At 73.7% G+C, this 18,165-nt stretch carries 17 protein-coding genes; 11 read left to right on the forward strand and 6 right to left on the reverse strand.

The window, feature by feature from the left end; genetic code table 11:
* Window positions 1-51 precede the first annotated feature (51 nt).
* The 5 genes from Dsi01nite_RS07555 (at window position 52) to Dsi01nite_RS07575 (ending at window position 5,326) form a co-directional block, all read left to right on the forward strand.
* A complete protein-coding gene (locus Dsi01nite_RS07555; protein ID WP_239135753.1) occupies window positions 52-1,431 on the forward strand; it encodes a glycoside hydrolase family 76 protein in 1,380 nt (459 codons plus the stop codon).
* 61 nt (window positions 1,432-1,492) lie between these two features.
* The gene (locus tag Dsi01nite_RS07560; protein ID WP_203845307.1) at window positions 1,493-2,032 is read left to right on the forward strand and encodes an RNA polymerase sigma factor; all 540 of its coding nucleotides are present in this window, start codon (window positions 1,493-1,495) and stop codon (window positions 2,030-2,032) included.
* The gene (locus Dsi01nite_RS07565) at window positions 2,029-2,847 is read left to right on the forward strand and encodes a zf-HC2 domain-containing protein (RefSeq protein ID WP_203845308.1); all 819 of its coding nucleotides are present in this window, start codon (window positions 2,029-2,031) and stop codon (window positions 2,845-2,847) included. Before Dsi01nite_RS07560 ends, Dsi01nite_RS07565 begins: the two co-directional genes overlap by 4 nt.
* The gene (locus Dsi01nite_RS07570; protein WP_203845309.1) at window positions 2,844-3,719 is read left to right on the forward strand and encodes an ABC transporter ATP-binding protein; all 876 of its coding nucleotides are present in this window, start codon (window positions 2,844-2,846) and stop codon (window positions 3,717-3,719) included. Before Dsi01nite_RS07565 ends, Dsi01nite_RS07570 begins: the two co-directional genes overlap by 4 nt.
* Window positions 3,716-5,326: a hypothetical protein gene (locus Dsi01nite_RS07575; protein ID WP_203845310.1), complete on the forward strand. Its 1,611-nt coding sequence runs from the start codon at window positions 3,716-3,718 to the stop codon at window positions 5,324-5,326. Before Dsi01nite_RS07570 ends, Dsi01nite_RS07575 begins: the two co-directional genes overlap by 4 nt.
* On the opposite strand, the gene Dsi01nite_RS07580 is transcribed toward Dsi01nite_RS07575, so the two are convergent.
* Entirely contained in the window at window positions 5,319-5,582 is a 264-nt protein-coding gene (locus Dsi01nite_RS07580) for a hypothetical protein (RefSeq protein WP_203845311.1), read from the reverse strand. The genes Dsi01nite_RS07575 and Dsi01nite_RS07580 overlap by 8 nt on opposite strands.
* Before the next feature lie 15 nt (window positions 5,583-5,597).
* Between Dsi01nite_RS07580 and Dsi01nite_RS07585 the strand changes: the two genes are divergently transcribed.
* A complete protein-coding gene (locus tag Dsi01nite_RS07585; protein WP_203845312.1) occupies window positions 5,598-6,401 on the forward strand; it encodes a hypothetical protein in 804 nt (267 codons plus the stop codon).
* A gap of 140 nt (window positions 6,402-6,541) precedes the next feature.
* Here the strand turns inward: Dsi01nite_RS07585 and Dsi01nite_RS07590 are convergent, their stop codons facing one another.
* On the reverse strand, window positions 6,542-6,931 hold the full coding sequence (locus Dsi01nite_RS07590) for a nuclear transport factor 2 family protein (protein ID WP_239135754.1): 390 nt from the start codon (window positions 6,929-6,931) through the stop codon (window positions 6,542-6,544).
* A 35-nt stretch (window positions 6,932-6,966) separates the two neighbouring features.
* On the opposite strand from Dsi01nite_RS07590, the gene Dsi01nite_RS07595 reads away from it, so the two are divergent.
* A complete protein-coding gene (locus tag Dsi01nite_RS07595; RefSeq protein WP_239135755.1) occupies window positions 6,967-7,779 on the forward strand; it encodes a helix-turn-helix domain-containing protein in 813 nt (270 codons plus the stop codon).
* On the opposite strand, the gene Dsi01nite_RS07600 is transcribed toward Dsi01nite_RS07595, so the two are convergent.
* Together Dsi01nite_RS07600 and Dsi01nite_RS07605 are read right to left on the reverse strand one after the other, a co-directional pair.
* Window positions 7,780-9,387 (reverse strand): ABC-F family ATP-binding cassette domain-containing protein, encoded by a 1,608-nt coding sequence (locus tag Dsi01nite_RS07600; protein ID WP_203845314.1) that lies wholly within the window; start codon window positions 9,385-9,387, stop codon window positions 7,780-7,782. It abuts the gene before it with no gap.
* Window positions 9,388-9,580: 193 nt separating this feature from the next.
* A complete protein-coding gene (locus tag Dsi01nite_RS07605) occupies window positions 9,581-12,736 on the reverse strand; it encodes a hypothetical protein (protein WP_203845315.1) in 3,156 nt (1,051 codons plus the stop codon).
* 24 nt (window positions 12,737-12,760) lie between these two features.
* Here Dsi01nite_RS07605 and Dsi01nite_RS07610 point away from each other — a divergent pair, with 24 nt between their 5' ends.
* Genes Dsi01nite_RS07610 through Dsi01nite_RS07620 form a run of 3 tightly spaced genes read left to right on the forward strand, consistent with a single transcriptional unit; the run spans window position 12,761 to window position 14,935 of the window.
* Entirely contained in the window at window positions 12,761-13,261 is a 501-nt protein-coding gene (locus Dsi01nite_RS07610; protein ID WP_203845316.1) for an acyl-CoA thioesterase, read from the forward strand.
* A 37-nt stretch (window positions 13,262-13,298) separates the two neighbouring features.
* A complete protein-coding gene (locus tag Dsi01nite_RS07615; protein ID WP_203845317.1) occupies window positions 13,299-13,841 on the forward strand; it encodes an RNA polymerase sigma factor in 543 nt (180 codons plus the stop codon).
* A complete protein-coding gene (locus tag Dsi01nite_RS07620) occupies window positions 13,838-14,935 on the forward strand; it encodes a hypothetical protein (RefSeq protein ID WP_203845318.1) in 1,098 nt (365 codons plus the stop codon). Before Dsi01nite_RS07615 ends, Dsi01nite_RS07620 begins: the two co-directional genes overlap by 4 nt.
* Here the strand turns inward: Dsi01nite_RS07620 and Dsi01nite_RS07625 are convergent.
* The gene (locus tag Dsi01nite_RS07625; protein ID WP_203845319.1) at window positions 14,904-15,389 is read right to left on the reverse strand and encodes a TspO/MBR family protein; all 486 of its coding nucleotides are present in this window, start codon (window positions 15,387-15,389) and stop codon (window positions 14,904-14,906) included. The genes Dsi01nite_RS07620 and Dsi01nite_RS07625 overlap by 32 nt on opposite strands.
* A 98-nt stretch (window positions 15,390-15,487) precedes the next feature.
* Between Dsi01nite_RS07625 and Dsi01nite_RS07630 the strand changes: the two genes are divergently transcribed.
* On the forward strand, window positions 15,488-17,422 hold the full coding sequence (locus Dsi01nite_RS07630) for an acetoacetate--CoA ligase (protein ID WP_203845320.1): 1,935 nt from the start codon (window positions 15,488-15,490) through the stop codon (window positions 17,420-17,422).
* Here the strand turns inward: Dsi01nite_RS07630 and Dsi01nite_RS07635 are convergent.
* Window positions 17,412-18,152: a TIGR03089 family protein gene (locus Dsi01nite_RS07635; RefSeq protein ID WP_203845321.1), complete on the reverse strand. Its 741-nt coding sequence runs from the start codon at window positions 18,150-18,152 to the stop codon at window positions 17,412-17,414. The genes Dsi01nite_RS07630 and Dsi01nite_RS07635 overlap by 11 nt on opposite strands.
* Between the last annotated feature and the right edge of the window lie 13 nt (window positions 18,153-18,165).

Genomic DNA, 18,165 nt, shown 5'->3' on the forward strand with positions numbered 1-18,165 from the left:
ACTGTGTCCCTGCGCCTGCTTTTCGTGCCGGTGTTTGTTCTGGTTTTTCTTGTGGCCGTCCCCGCACCCGCCGGCGCCGCCACCACGATCTGCAACCGTTACTGCGACGGCCGCGACGCCGGGCTCGCCCCGTCCGACCGGCAGCCGGTGAGCAGCACCCTGTACGGGCGGCGCTTCACCGTGCACGTCAACGACACCGACGCCATGGCGTGGGCGAGCCTCGACAACGGCAAGGCCGGCGACGAGGTGTGGCTGGACCGGTCCTTCGACGGTGGTCGCACCTGGGTCGACAGCCGCCTCGGCGCCGGCGCCGTGCCCGCCGGTGCCACCGGCCGGCGGACCGCGCAGTTCAACGTCGACAACTGGGCGGCGAACGGGGTCGGGGCGCTGCGCGCCTGCGGCAAGGCCGGCGACCGGCCGGAGCTGACCTGCACGGCGTGGACCCGCAGCACCTGGAACGCGTGGGACCGGCGCACCGCGGCGGCGACCGCCCTGATGATGCGGTACAACCTCGGCACCGGCCTGTTCGGCGACAACGACTGGTGGACCTCGGCCAACGCGCTCACCGCCGTCATCGACAACAGCCGGCGCTCGGGGATGGGCAGCTACCGGTACGCCATCGCCACCACCTACGACAAGCAGGTCAACGCCAAACTCGGCCAGTTCCGCAACGAATACCTGGACGACACCGGCTGGTGGGCACTGGCCTGGGTGGCCGCCTACGACGCGACCGGTGACAGCCGCTACCTGAACACCGCCCGCGCCGGCGCCGATCACATGTTCGCCTACTGGGACACCCGCTGCGGTGGCGGCGTCTGGTGGAAGACCGACCGGCTGGTCAAGAACGCGATCGAGAACAGCCTGTACATCCAGCTCAATGCGGCCCTGTCCGCGCGGATCCCGGGCGACACCGTCTACCGCGGGCGGGCCCTGGCGGGCTGGACCTGGTTCCAGAGCACCGGGATGCTCAACAGCGCCAACCTGGTCAACGACGGGATCAGCCTCAGCACGTGCCGCAACAACGGTTCCGTCACCTGGACCTACAACCAGGGCGTCCTGATCAACGCGCTCGTCCAGCTCAACCGGCTCACCGGCGACGCGGCCGCCCTGGCCACCGCGCGGCGCATCGGGGACGCGCTGGTCGGCAGCGGCTACCTGTCGCCGGGCGGGATCCTGCGCGAGCCCAACGAGAGCAACACCTGCTCCGGCGACGGGGCGTCGTTCAAGGGCGCGGCGATCCGCGGGCTCGGCGTGCTCAACGGGGCTGTCGGCGGGGCGTACAACTCGTATCTGCAGCGCAACGCGGACAGTGCGTATCTCAACGACCGGGACACCCTGGATGCCTACGGCAGTCACTGGGCCGGGCCGCGGACCGCCACGGACCACCGCTGCCAGCACAGCGCGGTGGATCTGCTCAACGCCGCTCCGTAGTTTCTCGCGCTTTTCGCTGTTGCACATGAACCGATCGGCGGCCTCGATCCGATGATGGGGTGTGAGGGTTCCATCTGACGCCGATCTGCTGGCGCTGGCTGCCGCCGGCGACCGGGCGGCGTTCGAGGTGTTCTATCGACGCCACGCCGTGTGGTTGACGCTGCGGTTGCGGTATCGATGTGCCGACGAGTCCCTGGTCGACGACGTGGTGCAGGAGACGTTCCTCGACCTGTGGCACGGCGGTGCCGCGCGCTATCGCGACGAGGGTGATGTCGCCGGCTGGCTGTGGCGGATCGGCTCGCGACGGCTCATCGACGCGCTGCGCCGCAACAGCTCCGGGCACCGGCTCGGCCGTCTCCTCGCCCGCCTGCGCGGCCGCGACGAGCCGTCCGCCGAGGAGCAGGTGCTGCACGGCGTCGAGCACGGCGACCTCGCCGGGGCCCTGGCCCGCCTCTCCCCGGAGCTGCGGGCCGTCGTCCAGGCCACCGTCCTGGACGGACTCACCACCGCCGAGGCCGCGGTGCTGCTCGGCATCCCGCCCGGCACGGTCAAGACGCGGGCGATGCGGGCCCGCCGGCAACTACGGCAGGAGCTGGCATGAGACGTTCCCCTGCCTGGCATCTCCAGGACTCCGACCTGCACGCGTATGCCGGCGGTGGGCTCGCCGGGCCGCTGCTCTGGTCGGTCGAGGCCCACCTCGGCGCGTGTGCCTCGTGCCGCGACCGGCTGCACGGTTGCGTGGCACAGGCCGACCCGCAGCTCGTCGAGGACGGCTGGGCCCGCCTCGACGCCTCCCTCGACGCGGCCGTCCCCGGCCCGGTCGAGCGGCTCCTGCTGCTGCTCGGCGTGCCCGACCACACGGCCAGGCTGCTCGCCGCGACCCCGGCGCTGCGCCTGTCGTGGCTGGTCGCGGTCGCGCTGACCCTCGCGATGACCGCCACGATCGCCCGGCTCGCCGACCCGATCGTGTTCCTCGCCGCGGCGCCGCTGCTGCCGCTCATCGGCGTCGCGGTGTCGTTCGGACCCGGCATCGACCCCACGTATGAGATGGCGCTCGTCGCGCCGATGCAGTCCTTCCGGCTGCTCCTGCTGCGCTGCGTCACGGTCGTCTCCGCCAACACGGTGCTCTGCGCCCTGGCCAGCCTCGCCGTCGACGCCGGTCTTGCCGCCGCCGGCTGGTTCCTGCCGTCGCTCGCGCTGACCGTGCTCACCCTGCTGCTCGCCCCGAGGTTCGGCACCGTCATCGCGGCCTGCGCCGTGGGCGTCGGCTGGGCTTGCCTGGTCGCCGCCCTGACCGGCGCCCTGTTCACCACCGCCGGCCAGTCCGGCACCGCGCTCGCCGCCGTCCTCGCCGCCGCCGTCCTCGCCCGGCGGGCCTCGGCCTTCGACACGTCCCGCTTCAGGAGGATCCGATGAGTATCGACGCCGGCATCGACGTCGCCGTGCGCGCAGACGGCCTGGTCCTGCGCTATGGGCGCAAGGCCGCTCTCGACGGGGTCACGCTCACCCTCGGCACCGGCGTCACCGGCCTGCTCGGGCCCAACGGCGCCGGCAAGACCACACTGCTGCGGATCCTCGCCACCGCCCTCAACCCCGACGCCGGCTCGCTGCGCGTCCTCGGCCACGACCCGCGCACCGCACCAGGCCGGCTCGCCGTGCGCCGGCGCCTCGGTTACCTGCCCCAGGACCCCGGCTTCCACCCCGGCTTCACCGCGTTCGAGTTCGTCGACTACGTCGCGATCCTCAAGGAGCTCACCCACCGCGGCGACCGGCACGCCGAGGTCCGCCGCGTCCTGTCCGCCGTCGGCCTCGACGACCAGCGCCGCACCCGCATCCGGGCCCTGTCCGGCGGCATGCGCCAGCGGGTCGCCCTCGCCACCGCCCTCGTCGGCGACCCCGATCTGCTCATCCTCGACGAGCCGACGGTCGGCCTCGACCCGCAGCAGCGGATGCGCTTCCGCGAGCTGTTCGCCGACCTCGGCGAGGAGCGGGCCGTGCTGCTGTCCACCCACCAGACCGAGGACGTCATGTCCCTGTGCCGCCAGGTCGTCGTCATCGACCAGGGCACTGTCCGCTTCAGCGGCACCCCGGCCGACCTCGCCGCGCTCGCCGCCGGCCGGGTCTGGACCAGCGCCACCCGCGAGCCCGGCGCCCTCGCCTCCTGGCGCACCGGCACCGGCCTGCACCGCCACGTCGGCGACCCGCCCCACGGCGCCGAGCTGCTGCCACCCACCATCGAGGACGGCTATCTGATGCTCGTCGACCTTTCCTCCGGCGGTGCACCATGACCGCGCTCGCGACGCCGGTCACGGTGCCGCCGGCCCAGGCGCCCCGCCGAGCCATGCTCGCCCTCGCGAGGGCCGAGGCCGTGCGGTTCCTGCGCCACCCGGTGACCGTCGCGGCGCTGCTGCTGTTCGTCGCCCCATGGGTCTACGACGTGGCCACCGGCACCACCGACCGCTATCCGGTGCTGCACGACAAGGCCGTCGACCTGCAGGTGCTCGGCATCTTCGTCCTCGGCGGCGGCGCTCTCGTCGTCGCCAACCTCAACACGCTGCGCGCCCACCGCCACCACACCGACGCGCTCTACTCGGTCCTCGTCCTGCCGGCCCCGTGGCGCACCGCCGCGTTCCTGCTCGCCCCACTGCCGTACGCGGCCGCGGTCGGCGTCCTCGTCACGGCCCGCGTCGGCGCACTCGCCCTGCTCCCCGGCGCCGTCGGCCACCCCGACCCGGCGGAGCTCGCCACGACCCCGGCCGTCGTGCTGCTGTTCGCCGCCGTCGGGGTGCTGCTCGCCAGGCTGGTGCGCTCCGCCGTCGTCGCCCCGCTCGCCATGTTCGGGTTCGTCGTCGCCTCGTTCGTCACCCTGGTCGCCGCGGCCAGGGGCAACACCGCCCTGCGGCTGCTCCTGCCGGTGATGTTCAGCGACCTGCCCTTCGCACTGCCCGCCGACGTCGTCGACCGCCCGTCGCTGCGCCATCTCGCGTACCTGACCGGCCTCATCGCCCTGGTCGCCGTCGCCGCCGTCGCCCGCTCCGGCGTCCTTGCCGGATCGCGTTCCGGTGCTCGTCGCCGCCCGGTCGTCGTCGCCCTGGCGCTCGCCCTGGCGCTCACCGCGACCGCCGGCGCCGCCCAGTTCCACACCGACGACGCCCTGCGCCGCGCCGCGATCACCGCCACCGACAACCCCGCCGCCCTGCAGACCTGCCACCACCGCGGCGACGTCACCTACTGCGCCTTCACCGGGTTCACCCCCTGGATCGCCGGCTGGGACGCGGTGGTCCAGGGCGTCCGCCGCCCCGTCCCCGCCACCGTCGCCGGCCAGCCCTTGGCAATCCGGCAGCGCGTCTGGGCCTACGGCTACCCGACCGGCGCCGACGTCAGCTTCTCCGCCGACCAGGATGCCCGCGACACCGCCTGGGAGCGCGCCGCGGCGGCCGCCGGCACCCCTGCCGCGATCCCGGTCAGCACCGCCTGGGGCAACGGCACCGCCGAGGCCAGCTTCGCCGCCAGCGTGGCCCTCCGCCTCTTGACCGGCAGCCCGTTCACCCCCACCAGCCTGGTCTGCGGCGCCCGCGGTGCCGTCCTGGTCTGGCTGGTCGGCCAGGCCACCGCCGACACGGCCGAGGGCCTGCACCGCCTCGACGCTGCCAGCACCGGCGGCCTCGCCTTCATGGACGACACGACCTCCATGGGCCTGTCCGTCCCCGATCGCGACGCCGGCCCGGGCCTCGCCGCCCTGAGCCACCCGCCCGCCGAGGTCGGTGCCCTGGTCGCCGCCAACTGGACGGAGCTCACCGCCCCGGCCACCCCAGCGGACCGCTTCGCCACCCTCATCGGCGTCCCGATCGCCCCGGAACCTCCGCTCGAGGAGCGCCACGTATGCCTCACCTGACCCCACTCCCACCACCGCACGGTTCGGCCAGGCTCGCCGTGGTGGTGTGTGGTTCGGCCGCGTCCGCCGTGGTGTGTGGTTTGGCCGCGTCCGCCGTGGTGGTGCGTGGTTTGGCCGCGCCCATCGTGGTGGCGTGTGGCTCGGCCGCGCCCGGCCCGGCCGCACGCCAGGTCAGCGACCCGCCGGCCGTCTCGTCGGCGGCCCCGGCCGTCTCGTCGGTGGCCCCGGCCGGCACGTTGGTGGCCCCGGCCGGCACGTTGGTGGCCGGCCGGTGGCTGGTTCGGCCGGCGGAGCGGCGCCTGGCAGGCGCAGGGGTGCGCCGGCCGGCGGGGTCAGCCCCGCGCCGACCGACCCCGGCCGCCGCGCGTGGACGGGCCGGGTCGGCATGAACCGGCTGGCAGTGGTGTGGCCGACGCTGCGGGCGACCCGCCAGGCACCGCTCCTCGGCGCGATGGCGGCCGGCCTCGCGATCGTCACCGTCCCCGCGGCGCTGTCCGTGACGCTCAGCCCCGACAACCTGGCCACCCTGCTCCGGCTCGGCGTGGCGTGTGCCGCCGTCGGCCTGGCGTTCCTGTTCGACGACCCCGCCAAGCCGACCACCGCCACGGCCCCGGCCCCCGCCTGGCACGGCATCGCGATCCGGACCACCGTCGCCACCACCGCCATGGCCCTGTGGTGGGCCGCGGCGATCGCCATCACCCGCGCCGGGGCTCAGGAGGGCACCGGCGACCACCTGCCATTGCCCGGCCTGACCCTCGAGGCCTCCGTCCTGGGTGCGGTCGCGGTGGCCGCCGCGGTCGTCGCCTGGCGGTTCACCCCCCGCGGCATCGTCAGCCCGACCGCGGCACCCGTCGTGCTGGTCGTCGTCGCCGCGCTCGCGTTCGCCCCGCGCCGGCTGTCGGTGTTCGTGTCCGTCACGAGCCCCGATTGGGACGCCGCCCACCACCGCCTGGCGGCGTTGCTCACCTGCTGCCTCGCCGTCACGCTCGCCGCCGCGACCCTGCGTCCCACCAGCCGTGGCCGCTCGACCGCCGGCGACACCGCCTTACCGGACCGCGCCGGCAGCCGAGGCTGAATGGGGCGCTGGTCGGTGGAGTTCTCCCCCGGGAGCCTGTAGGGGAGCTGCCGGTCCTCGGGGCTCCCAGCGGACTACCCTCACCAGCAACCGCAACCGGCAGCTCCCAACAGGCTCTTCGGCGCCGCACCTTGCCGCGGTCAGTGCCGGGTGCCTTCCCACCACGTCAGGTTCGCGGCGGCCTGGGCGACCGGTTCGATGATCTCCCAGCCTTCGGCGATCAGGCCGTTGTCGATGCGCAGGACGTCGACGACCACGATCTCCGGGCCCGTGCCGGGGAGCCGGCGGCGTGAGTGCACCACGACGTGGTCGCTGTCGGCGAGCAGGTGCAGGATCTCGACCTGCATGCCTGCGGTGGGGCCGAGCGCGGTCTGGACGGCGGCGAGCCATTCCGTCCTGGTCGACGGCGCCGCACCTGGTCGGTGGTGGACGAAGTCGTTGCTGAGGGACGAGGCGAGCGTGTCGACGTCGCCCGTCGCGATCAGGCCCGCCAGCGCACGTTGCACGATGGTCTTGTTCTCAATGGTCATGGGCGGAAGTGTTTCCCCGGGCCGTTCGATTGTCGATGAACTCGCATTTCATGGCGCTCGGCGGGACGATCAGTACGCTCATGATCGTGCACACGGTCGGGGAGCTCCTGAGGCAGTGGCGGAAGCGCCGGGGAGTCAGCCAACTCGACCTGGCCATCGCCGCGGAGGTCTCGGCCCGGCACGTCAGCCTGGTCGAGACCGGCAAGTCCAAGCCGAGCGCGGAGATGGTCTTGCGGCTCGCCGAGCAGCTCCAGGTGCCGCTGCGGGAGCGCAACCGGCTGTTGCTCGCCGCCGGTTTCGCGCCCCGATACGCGGAGCGCCCACTCGACGACACCGCCCTGTCGGCCGCCCTGGCCGCGGTGCGCCGGGTGCTCCGGGCCCACGAGCCCTACCCGGCGCTGGTCTTCGACCGCGGGTGGAACATCCTGATGACCAACCGCGCGGTCGAGCCGTTCCTCGCGCAGGTCGCCCCCGAGCTGTTGCGGCCGCCAGTCAACCTGGTGCGGCTGGGCCTGGACCCGCGCGGGTTCGCTCCCATGGTCGTCAACCTCGCCGACGTGCGGGCGGTGTTCCGCGCCCGGATCGCCCGCCAGCTCGCCGCCGCGCCCGACCCGGAGCTTGCCGCACTGTACGAGGAACTGCTGACCCACGAGCCCGAGAACACGGAGGGCCGGCGGGTCGACGCCGACGTGGTGATCCCGATGGTGCTCCGGGTCGGCGGGCGGGAGCTGCGGCTGTTCTCGACCATCACGACCTTCGGCACCCCGATGGACATCACGGTCGACGAGATCGCGATCGAGTCCTACTACCCGGCAGACGCGGAGAGCGCCGCCTACTTCGAGGCGTAGTCACGCCGCGGTCACGTGGCCGGCGCCGACCTCCCAGCGCTGGTCGAAGCCGACGTTGCGGGCGAAGTACGCGTCGTGCGTGATCATCACCATCGTCCCGTGGTACGCGCGGAGGGCCTCCTCGACGACGTCGATCGCCTCGAAGTCGAGGTAGTTGGTGGGTTCGTCGAGGAAGAGGATCTGGGCGCCGGTGTTGACGATGACGGCGAGGAGCAGACGGCGCAGTTCGCCGGCGCTGAGGTCGCGCAGCCGGCGGTCCCACTCGTCCGGGCCGAACAGGTGCGCTTCGAGCAGGGCTTCGGCCTCGTCGACGTACACCGGCACCCTGGAACGGAAGTATCCCAGCACGGTCCGGTCGTCGCCGCGAAGGTCGTCGTGGGTCTGCGGGAGCACGGCGACGTCCAGTTCGGTGGTGACGGTCCCCGCGTCCAGTGGGAGCGCGCCGGACAGCGCCCGCAGCAGGGTGGTCTTGCCGGCGCCGTTGGGGCCGGTGACCAGGATGCGGCCGTGGATGTCCAGGTCGACGTCGTCCAGGATGCGCCGCGAGCCGAGTTTCACCGTGAGGCCGCGGGCGGCCATGACCGAGGCGTCCGGGTCGGGGTCGGGAGACGGGAAGGCGAGCGTGAGCGGGGGACGGGTGGTCGGTTCGGCGATCCACCGGGCGGACGTGAGCTGCCGGGTCAGCCGCCGCTCGCGGGACTTGGCCTTCTTGGCGACCTTCTTCGCGTACCGGCGGATCTTGTCCGAGCCGAGCCCCGAGCGCACCGACTGCTCGACGCCGCGGGCCTGCTCGGCGGTGGTCGCGATGTCGGCCTCCAGGCGGCGCCGGTACTTCTCCTGCGCCTCGTGGTCGAGCAGGAGCTTCTGCCAGCGGCGGGTCTTCTCGGCCCGGTAGTCGGTGTAGCCGCCCTCGTACCACTGCGGCTGGGTGTGGATGCCGTCGAGTTCGACGATCCTGGTCACCGTCCGGTCGAGGAACGCGCGGTCGTGCGTGACGACCATGACCGCACCGCGGAACGCCGCGAGGAACTCGCCGAGCCACGCCGTGCCGGCCGCGTCGAGATGGTTCGTCGGCTCGTCGAGGATCAGCACGTCGGGGGTCGACAGCAGCACCCGGGCGAGCATCAGCCGGGCCTGCTCGCCGCCGCTGACGTCGCCGAGCGGCAGGTCGTCGGGCAGGTGCGCGATGTCGAGCCGGTCGCGGACCTCGGCCCGCCGCTGCGGCGCCGACCAGCCCTCCAAGGCCAGCCAGCGGTCCTGGACCCGCCCGTATTCGTCGAGGAGCGTGAGGTCGTCGGCCAGCCGGGCCTCGAGCTCGCGCATCCGGCGGGCCAGCCGGTCGACCTCGCCGTCACACAGAAAGGCAAGAACGGAAAGCCCGGGATCTGGTACCTGCTGAGCGAAGTACCCGATCCTCCGGCCGGGCGCGAGGCTGACGTGGCCGCTCGTCGGCTTCTCGGCGCCGGTCAGGACCCGCAGCAGCGTGGTCTTGCCGGCCCCGTTGGGCCCGACGAGGCCGAGCCGGTCACCGGCGTTCAGGGTGAGTTCGACGCCTTCGAACAGCAGCTCGGCGTCATAGTGCTTGGAAAGGGAGACAGCGCGGAGCAAGGTGGCCTCGCAGCGGGTGTGTGAGAGCGGACGGGAACAGTGCCCGCCCGGGGTCCCCGGTCAGGCGGTTCGGCACGTCCCTCGAATCACACCCCAGCATCATCTCCCGCCCGCCGTGACGCCGCCACCGATATCCGCGAGGGCCGCCACCTTCGCAGGTGACGGCCCTCGCGGTGCTTCGTGGTGCTGTGGTTCAGGTGCGGTCGCGGGGTGGTGCGGCCCACGGTGAAGTCGGGGGTTCGTCGTCTCCGCTGCCGCTGCCAGTTCCGCTGCCACTTGGGCTGTCACTGACACTGGCACCGGCGCCGGTACCGGCGCCGGCGGCTCGCTCGGCGGCGAGCCGTTCGAGCTCGGCCTGCGCGTTGGCGCGCCGTTCCGCTTCGCCCCGCGCGAACGCCGCCCGGCGTTCGGCCTGCTCCGCCGCGCTGGGCGCGCCGAGCCGGGTGGTCACGTCGGGGTCGACGGGACCGATCCGGGTGGTTGCCTCCGCGTCGACGTCGGGCCCAGCGTCGGAGCCCTGCACGGGGTCGGTGGCCCGCATCGGCGTGAACCGGCTCGTCGCGCCGTCGTCGCCGGTGCCGACCGTCGGGTGTTCGCCCGTCTCGCTCTGCGCCGCGTGCCGGGGTCGCGACGGCGGCCCGGACTGCCGTGCGGGATGGTGGAACGCCTCGGTCTCCTCCTCGCGCACGCCCCGCCGCCCGGCACTGAACCCGTCAAACGACGGCCCAGCGAGGATCGACGTCTCCGGCACCACCTCGGAGCGGGCCGCCCGGGACGGCAACGCGCCACCGCCACCGGCGATCGGCGCCGCCGGAGGTGTGGCGGCCGGGGGCGGCACCTGCTGGGCGGCGCCGAACGGTTCGGTGGCGGGTTCGCTCACGCTCGGCCGCCCGTACCTGGTCTGCGGGATCCCGGGCACGACCGGCTCCGCGGCGGGACGCGGTTGCCCGCCGCCACCACCGTACGGCGCAGGCGGCGTCGTCGGCGCAGACAGCGGCCGCGTCGGCAGCTCACTCCCGGCCGCGTCGCCCTGCCCCGCGGTCTCACCAGCCAGCCCACCGGGCACCCCGGACCACGGCGTGCCCCCTGCGGGCGCCGTTTCTCCACTGCCCGCCGCGGCCCCACCAGCGGCCCGCAACGGCGGAGCACCCTGCCCGCCGGCTTCGCCCACCCCGCCGAACCCCGCCGAACCCGACTGCGACGCAGCCGGCGCGGAGTGGGACGCGGGTGGTGCGGTGTGCGGCGCGGGCGGTGCGGACGCGGGCTGGTTGGTTGCCGGAGGGGCGAACAACGGTGCCGGCGGCGCGGATGCCGGCCCCCCGAACTGCGGTGCCGAGGGTGCCGGCGGCGTGGACGCCGGGCCGGAGGCGGGTCCCCCGAACTGCGGTGCCGGCGGCGTGGACGCCGGGCCGGAGGCCGGTCCCCCGAACTGCGGCGCGGGCGGTGCCGGCGGTGCGGATGCGGGCCCCGCGAACTGCGGTGCCTGCGGCGCGGGCGGTGTGGACGCCGGTCCCGCGAGGTGCGGTGCGGGTGGCGTGGACGCCGGGCCGGCGAAGTGCGTCGCGGGCGGTGCGGCCGCGGGCTGGCCGGGCTGCGGTGCGGGTGGCGCTGAGGCGGGATGGGTTGACCCGGGCGGCGTGAACTGCGGTGCCGGTGGCACGGACGCCGGTCCGGCGAACTGCGGCGCGGGCGGTGCGGCTGCGGGCTGGCCGGGCTGCGGTGCGGGTGGCGCCGAGGCGGGACGGGTCGACCCGGGCGGCGCGAACTGCGGTGCCGGCGGCACGGACGCGGGTCCGGACGTCGGGCCTGCGAACTGCGGTGCCGGCGGCGCTGACGCCGGGCCGGCGAAGTGCGTCGCGGGCGGTGCGACTGCGGGCTGGCCGGGTTGCGGCGCAGGAGGTGCGGACGCGGGCTGGCCGGGCTGCGGCGCGGGTGGCGCAGAGGCGGGACGCGCCGGCCCCGGCGGTGCGAACTGCGGTGCCTGCCCGCCCCCCGGCCCAGCGGCCGGCCTGAACTGCGGGCCGGACCCCGGAGCGGGCGCCCCACCGGGCGGGAACGGCCCGGGCGGCGTCGCGGCGGCGGCCGGCGGCCCACCCCGCTTGCCGAGTGACGGCGGGAACGGCCCGGGCGGCGACGACGGTGCAGCCGCGGCAGATGGCTGCGTGGCGGCAGATGGCTGCGTGGCGGCAGGCGGCTGGGCGGCGGTCGAGTCAGGGGTCAGCCAGGACGGCGGGGCGGCGCTGCCGCCGGGTGCCGACACCGGCGCCGGACCGCCCTGTTGACCGGGCCGCCCGGCCGCGGGTGCCTGAGCGCCCGACCCGGATCCAGCCCCGGGACCGGACACCGGCCCGGCCTGCGGTTGCCCGAAGCCACCCGGCGGCGGGAACGACCCAGGCTGCGCGGGCGTCCCGTGCTGCCCGGACGAGACCGGCGACGCGAAGGAACTCGGCGGCGCGGACGAGACCGGCGGCGCGAAGGAACCGGGCGGCGCGGAGGAGACCGGCGGCGCCGACGAGACAGGCGGCGCGGACGAGACCGGCGGCGGATACCCGGATGCCGACCGTGCCTGCGGCGGCGTCGAGGCGGGCGGCATCGCGACCGGCTGCGTCGCGTCGCTGCCCAGGCCCTGCCCGAACGCGGGACCACCCGAGACCGGACCGCTTGAGGCGGGACCGCTCGAGCCGGCGACCGCACCGTACGACGGCAGGACCGACGTGGCGCCGGCACCACCGGCACCGCCACCGGGGGCGGCCGTGGTGCCGTAGGGCGGGAGGACGGACGTCGCGCCCGCTGCTGGGAACTCCGCGGTCTGCGGCGAGTACGGGGTCCGGGTGGCGAACTGCGGCGGCGCCTTCGGGCCCTGACCGAGCGGGAACTCGTGCGGGTCGACGGGCTCACCACCGGCGGCGGCGACCGGGGCGGACGACGGCCACGCGCGCCAGCGCTTGACGCTCGCGGCGGCGACCAGCAGGGCCAGGCCGAGGACGGCGGTGGTGCCGTTCACGATGGGCAGCTGCAGGTTGATCGTGAGGCCGGCGAGCTGGTAGTCGGCCGGCAGGCCGTTGAGGGCGCCGAGCGGGTCGATGAAGAGGCTCACGTAGAGGCCGAGCAGCGCCAGGCCGGCCACGATCGGGCCGACGGGGGAGACGCGCAGAGTGGCGATGAGGCCGATGATGAGACCGGCGCCGAGGAGGTACGCGGCGGGCGCGATGAGGTCGGCGCTGTCGAAGGCGCCCTGCTGCACCCACTCCGCCACCGTTTCGGTGGATTTCTGCTGGCCGAGGGCGATCAGCAGCCACGCGATCGGGGCGATCAACATCCCCGCGATCAGGCTTCCCACGTGTCGCATGGTTCGCACCGTACCGTCTGTGTCATGCAGGAGCACACCGGCCGACCGACCGCGTATTCACGGGTCACGCTGACCCGGATCATGACCGCCGTCGACGTGAATCTGTACGGGACGGTCCACGGCGGTGTGATCATGAAGTTCATCGATGACGTGGCGGGTGCGGCGGCGGCGCGGCACACCGGCGGGACCGCGGTGACGGCGTCGATCGACGAGATCCTGTTCCTGGAGCCGCTGCGGGTCGGCGATCTCGTGCACGCGTACGCGCAGGTCAACTGGACCGGTTCGACGTCCATGGAGGTCGGGGTGCGCCTGGTGGCGCAGCGCTGGGACGAGGTGGCGGACCCGGTCGTCGTCGCGACCGCGTATCTGGTGTTCGTCGCGGTCGACGCCGAGGGCAAGCCGCGGCCGGTGCCGCCGGTGGTGCCCGACTCGCCCGAGAACGAGGGCCGCTGGCGGGAGGCCGAGATCCGCCGCGAGCACCGCCTGGCCCGCCGCGAGGCGATCCAGCAGCACCGGCAGAAATAAGGGGGAACACGACCCGAAGCTCCGGACAAGAAGAGGTGTGGATCCGGAAGGCAACCTCTTGATCGCGGACGGCTTCACCGCCCTCTACGACGAGCACGCGCGGACGCTGTACCGCTACTGCGCCCGTCGCGTCGGACCCGACCTGGCTGAGGACGCCGTCGCGCAGACGTTCCTCGTCGCCTACGAGCGCCGCCACTCCTACGCACAGGACCAGCCGCCGCTGCCGTGGCTGTTCGGCATCGCCACGAACGTGCTCAACCGGCACCGCCGCGACGAGGTGCGGGGGTACCGCGCGCTGGCCAGGACGGGCACCGACCCGCTGCTCGCGCCGGCGGCCCAGGAGAGCCACGCGACCCGCACGGAGGAGCGCACCGACGCGCACCGCCGGTCCCGGAAGGTCGCGCGGGTGCTGGCGAAGCTGCCCCGGCGGCAGCGGGACGTGCTTTTGCTGTTCGCGGTCGCCGAGCTGTCCTACGCGGAGATCGCCGAGGCCCTGGACCTGCCGGTCGGCACGGTCCAGTCGGCGCTGCACCGGGCCCGGACCAAGCTGCGCAAGTCACTGGAGGACGAGGACAGATGAGCAACGATGATCTCGTCGCGGTGCGCGAGTTCCGCGCCGAACTCGACGAACCCCGCGACGGCGCCCTGGTGAAGGGCCGCTGGAACCTGGCCGGCGCCCCGGAGCGGCCGCGCCGGAAACGGTCGTGGATGCTCGCGACCGCCGGTGCCGCCGTCGCAGTCGCCGTCGTGGTAGGCGGAGCGGCCACCCTGCAGAGGAGCGGACCGCAACAGAAGGCTCCGATCGCCAACCCGCCGGCCGCACCGCAAACGTCGCCCGCCGACCTGCCCGTCACCCGGGGCACGAAGGCGCCGGTGAACCCGGCGGTCACCGGCACGGCGGGCGCCAGCCACGCGCAGGCGGTCCAGACGCTGACCAGGCTGGCCGCGAAGCAGGCCGACGGACCCCTCACGATCGGCGCGGACCAGGTCCTGTATGTCAAGACCTACACGCTCGACGACGGCGAGAGCCGGTACATCCACGAGGCCTGGGTGGACGTCACCACCGGCGTCGCGCTGCGTATTCGCCGCAACGACGCGGGGCCGCGGCGGATCGACGACAGCCTCTCCCAGGCAGAGATCGACCAGGCGACGGCGACCTCCGCGAGCAACCCGTCCGACCTGCACAACCTCAACGCCGCCTTCGTCGCGGCGTTCCCCACCGACCCCGCCCGCGCCGGTGCTCTCGCCGAGTCGTGGCTGGCCGCGACCCGGCGCGACTACCCGGGCCGCAACGCCGACGCGTTGGTCTTCAGGGACCTGCACGAGGTGTTCCACTACGTCGACCCGTTGCTGACGGCGGCGCAGCGGCGCGTGCTGTACCTCGCGATCGCCGAGTTGCCGTCTGTGAAGGCGACCACGGCGACGATCGCGGGCAAGAAGTACGACCTGGTCTGCGCCTCCAACCAGGCGCAGGGCACGAACTGCGCGGTGTTCGACCCGGAGAACGGCCGTTACGTCGGCGACGTCGGCACCGAGTCGGACATGGTCCTCAGGCCGGGCGGCGCCGTCTTTGTCGACCTTGGGGTGCAGCCGCGGCCGGCCCCCGGCCCGGGAAGGGCCCCGGCGGTCAAGGAGAAGCACCCTAGCGGTTCAGCCACCACACCGAAGCGTTGAGCGCGGTGGCGAACGTGACCCACGCCCAGTAGGGCACCAGCAGCCAGGCGGCCGGACGGGACTGCCGCCGGAACATGGCAATGTTCACACCGATCAAAATCCACAGCGCCGCGATGTCGATCAGGGCGAGGCCGCGCAGGCCCGCGCCGAAGAACAGCGGCGTCCAGATCGCGTTGAGCAGCAGCTGAACAGCGAAAACGGTGAGGGCGGCGGTCCAGCCGGAGCGCCGCCACACCAGCCAGCCGGAGACGGCGATGCAGCAGTACAGGACGGTCCAGACCGGCCCGAACAGCCACGAGGGCGGTGCCCACGCGGGCTGGACCAGAGCGTCGTATTCACCGGCGGTCCCGCTGACGCCGAGCCCGCCGACCAGGGCGGCGGCCGCCGCGGCGGCACCGAATCCGAGCAGGCCGACCCACTGCGGGCGGTGGTGGTGCGGCAACGACAGCGTCATACCGACATCGATTACCCCGCCGCGCCACACGGAAACGCCGAACCAGATGTCGGCGGCCCACACTGAGCGATCGTTCGGGCGTGCAGGAAGATGGTCGGATGGCGAAGGAACTGTGGCGACCCCCGGCAGACGTCCGTGACCGCACCCGCATCGGTGCGTTCCTGCGGTGGCTGTCCAGCGAGCGGGGGCTGGAGTTCGAGGACTACCAGCAGCTGTGGCAGTGGTCGGTCGACCAGCCAGCGGTGTTCTGGCAGGCGATCTGGGACCACTTCGAGGTCATCGCGCACCAGCCGGCGACCGCGGCGCTGCCCGACGCGCGGATGCCCGGCGCCGACTGGTTCCCGGGCGCGCGCCTCAACTACGCCGAGCACGTGCTGCGGATGCCCGGCGTCGCCGACGACGAGCCGATCGTCCTGGCGTATTCGCAGACCAGGGAGCCGGTCACGCTCACCGCCGCCGAGCTGCGTGAGCAGGTGCGCCGGGCGCAGGCGACGCTGCGACGGCTGGGCGTCACCGAAGGTGACCGGGTCGCGGCGTACGCGCCCAACATCCCCGAGACGTTCGTCCTCATGCTCGCCACGGCGGCCCTCGGCGCGATCTTCTCCAGTTGCGCGCCCGAGTTCGGCACCCGCTCGGTGGTCGACCGGTGGCAGCAGATCGAGCCGAAGGTCCTGGTCGCCGTCGACGGCTACCGCTACGGCGACAAGGCCGTCGACCGGCGGTCCGAGGTCGCCGCGATCCGGGCCGCGCTGCCGTCGCTCGAGGCGTTCATCGAGATCCCCTACCTGCACGGGACCGCGAGTCCCTGGGACGCCGGCGACGGCGAGCTGACCTTCGCGCCGGTGCCGTTCGCGCACCCGCTCTACGTGCTGTACTCCTCCGGGACCACGGGCCTGCCGAAACCGATCGTCCACGGCCACGGCGGCATCCTGCTCGAGCACCTCAAGATGCTCGCCCTGCACCACGACCTCGGCGCCGGCGACCGGTTCTTCTGGTTCACCACCACCGGCTGGATGATGTGGAACTACCTGGTCTCCGGCCCGGCGGTCGGCGCCGCGATCGTCCTCGTCGACGGCAACCCCGCCCATCCCGACCTGGGCTGGCTGTGGCGGGTCGCGGCCGAGTCCCGCACCACCTACTTCGGCACCTCGGCGCCGTTCCTGCTTTCGTGCAGAAAAGCGGCGTTGGTACCACGTGAGCTCGCCGACCTGTCCGCGCTGCGCGGCGTGGGCTCGACCGGAGCCCCGTTGCCGCCCGAGGGATTCGAGTGGGTGTACGAGGCGGTCTCGGACCGGGTGCTGCTCGCCTCCGCGTCCGGGGGCACCGACGTGTGCACGGCGTTCGTGGGCGGCGTGCCGCTGCTGCCCGTCCACGCGGGGGAGATCGCCTGCCGGGCCCTCGGCGCCCGGGTCGAGGCGTATGCGGCCGACGGCACCCCGGTCATCGGCGAGCTCGGCGAGCTCGTGATCACCGCGCCGATGCCGAGCATGCCGGTCGGGTTCTGGGGCGATGAGGACGGCTCCCGCTACGCCGACGCGTACTTCGGCACCTATCCCGGCGTGTGGCGGCACGGCGACTGGATCACCATCGACGGCACCGGCGCCTGCGTGATCACCGGGCGCTCCGACGCGACGCTCAACCGCGGTGGCGTCCGGCTCGGCACCAGCGAGTTCTACTCCGTGGTGGAGAGCCTCGAAGAGGTCGTCGACTCGGTGGTCGTACACCTCGAAGATCCTGAAGGAGGAGCGGGCGAGCTGCTGCTGTTCGTGGTGCTGCGCCCCGGACTGACGCTCGACGACGCGCTGCGCGCCGCCATCGGGCGGGAGTTGCGCACGGCCCTGTCCCCGCGGCACATGCCGGACCAGGTGTTCCAGGTCGACGCGGTGCCGCGGACGCTGTCGGGCAAGAAGCTGGAGGTGCCGGTGAAGCGGATCCTCACCGGCACACCGGTGGACCAGGCCGCCGCGAAGGGCGCCCTGGTCAATCCGGAGTCGTTGCGCTACTTCGAGGCGGTGCGGGCGGCTAGAGCGTAGGTCCGACGGTGACGCCGACCTGCTCGGAGCCGGCCCGCGCGGGCAGCTTCGACAGGTCGGTGTTGACGCTGAGCACCACGCTCGCCCCGACGGACAGCGGTGCCAGGAGCCAGTCGAGGGGGTACGGGTAGGCGTCCGCGTCGATGAGCACCCGGCCGCCCGTGATTCCCAGGTCGGCGGCCCGGGCCCGGGCGCGCTCCAGCAGCGCGGCATGGCTGTCGAGCGAGCCGTCGGTCTCGAGCAGCGCCCCGGTGTCCGCGGCGACGGCCGCGCCGGGGAAGTGGTCGCCGTGCTGGCGGGCCGAGATCACGTAGTCCGCCCAGCCGGCCGGCACCTCCCGCAGCGGCAGGCCCATCGGGGCGAGGCCGAGGACGAACCGGTCGGTGGGCCCGGTCGGCACGCCCGCCTCGATGGCCCGCAGCGAGGCGAACTCGATGTCGGTGCCGGCCGCGGTCGGCTCGCCGTAGGCCACGGTGACCCCGGCCGACCAGAGGCCGAGCAGCACGGCCGAGGTCTGCCAGTGCGGCGGGAGCCAGACGCCGGCGGTGTCGCCCGGGCCCAGGCCGCACCCGTCGACCAGCAGGTTCGCCGTCTTCGCGACCCAGTTGGCGAGGGTCGCGCCGGACAGTTCGATCCGTTCGCCGGTGGCATCGTCGTAGAACGTCAGCAGCGGAAGTGACGGGTCTCTACCGACATTTGCCGCAAAGAGTGAAGGAACTGTATTTCCCATATGTCCGGAAAAT

It is taken from the genome of Dactylosporangium siamense, assembly GCF_016862795.1.
GTDB classification, from domain to species: Bacteria; Actinomycetota; Actinomycetes; order Mycobacteriales; family Micromonosporaceae; genus Dactylosporangium; species Dactylosporangium siamense.

Bases quoted from the DNA above. Each gene is read 5' to 3' on its own strand.
- Dsi01nite_RS07565 (WP_203845308.1), top strand. From the start codon at position 2,029: ATGAGACGTTCCCCTGCCTGGCATCTCCAGGACTCCGACCTGCACGCG.
- Dsi01nite_RS07570 (WP_203845309.1), top strand. From the start codon at position 2,844: ATGAGTATCGACGCCGGCATCGACGTCGCCGTGCGCGCAGACGGCCTG.
- Dsi01nite_RS07575 (WP_203845310.1), top strand. From the start codon at position 3,716: ATGACCGCGCTCGCGACGCCGGTCACGGTGCCGCCGGCCCAGGCGCCC.
- Dsi01nite_RS07590 (WP_239135754.1), bottom strand. From the start codon at position 6,931: ATGACCATTGAGAACAAGACCATCGTGCAACGTGCGCTGGCGGGCCTG.
- Dsi01nite_RS07595 (WP_239135755.1), top strand. From the start codon at position 6,967: ATGAACTCGCATTTCATGGCGCTCGGCGGGACGATCAGTACGCTCATG.
- Dsi01nite_RS07605 (WP_203845315.1), bottom strand. From the start codon at position 12,736: ATGCGACACGTGGGAAGCCTGATCGCGGGGATGTTGATCGCCCCGATC.
- Dsi01nite_RS07610 (WP_203845316.1), top strand. From the start codon at position 12,761: ATGCAGGAGCACACCGGCCGACCGACCGCGTATTCACGGGTCACGCTG.
- Dsi01nite_RS07620 (WP_203845318.1), top strand. From the start codon at position 13,838: ATGAGCAACGATGATCTCGTCGCGGTGCGCGAGTTCCGCGCCGAACTC.
- Dsi01nite_RS07625 (WP_203845319.1), bottom strand. From the start codon at position 15,389: ATGACGCTGTCGTTGCCGCACCACCACCGCCCGCAGTGGGTCGGCCTG.
- Dsi01nite_RS07630 (WP_203845320.1), top strand. From the start codon at position 15,488: ATGGCGAAGGAACTGTGGCGACCCCCGGCAGACGTCCGTGACCGCACC.
- Dsi01nite_RS07635 (WP_203845321.1), bottom strand. From the start codon at position 18,152: ATGGGAAATACAGTTCCTTCACTCTTTGCGGCAAATGTCGGTAGAGAC.